Raw genomic sequence first — 821 nt, 5'->3', positions numbered from 1 at the left:
CCAGGGCAGCCAGTTCACCAGCCTCGAGTTCACCGATGTGCTGCTGGACGCGAAGATCGCCATCAGCATGGACGGCAAGGGCGCCTGGCGCGACAACGTGTTTGTCGAGCGGCTCTGGCGCACGGTCAAATACAATGACCGTATCCCCGTCGAAGTCGCCATCGAGCTTTTTCTGTTCATCGGGCGGGACTGCAACCAGCGACCCCGGAGCGAACACCTCGGTTGCCTGGAGGATGCCGACGCATTCAAGCGATGTGTCCTCTTTGGCGCGGTCCTTGCCCCCGGTCCAGCGCGAATGGCACTTGACATCCTCGACCGACATCACCACGCCACGGTCGGCGAAGGCGGCCGGCCACATCGCATCGGGCACCACGATCAGAATGCCTTTGGCAAAGAACGTGGGATGGTCGACAGCAAGTTCGCCGTGCGATTTCTCGGCGGCATTAAAGCTGTACTGCATGGCTAGGCAACTATCGAGGAACGCCGCGGTCGGATCTGCATCAGATGCCGACCTGACTTGCTCGGCTGCAACCGGACGCAGATTGGGTTTGTCATAGGGGGAGCGCCCGATCAGGACGCCCCCCCTTCCCCGTCCAGGTCTCGCTTTTGAGTGTGGGCACATGGAGACGGCCATCGCTGGAGGGTACGGCAACGGCGCCGGGCCCCTCGATATGTCCACCCGTCACGGTGCGATAGATCTGTTCGAGGATCAGCTTTTGCCCGTCTCGGCTCTCGAGCCAGGTCCTAGTACCCGGAATCAGAGCTGAGTGATACGGCGGCCTTTGAAGCGGCGTTGGCGGACCTTTTTCTTGGTCCAGACG

At 61.6% G+C, this 821-nt stretch carries 2 pseudogenes; one reads left to right on the top strand and one right to left on the bottom strand.

Annotation, left to right across the window (positions count from 1 at the left end):
• Nucleotides 1-139: pseudogene (locus AC0L3A_RS40770) on the top strand (IS3 family transposase); the annotation flags it as partial.
• On the opposite strand, the pseudogene AC0L3A_RS40765 reads toward AC0L3A_RS40770, so the two are convergent.
• Nucleotides 95-821: pseudogene (locus AC0L3A_RS40765) on the bottom strand (shikimate kinase); the annotation flags it as partial. The pseudogenes AC0L3A_RS40770 and AC0L3A_RS40765 overlap by 45 nt on opposite strands.

The organism is Bradyrhizobium sp. MI1.3 (assembly GCF_055811695.1).
Note: the sequence above shows the minus strand (reverse complement) of the source record. Positions and strands in the feature narration are given on the sequence as shown.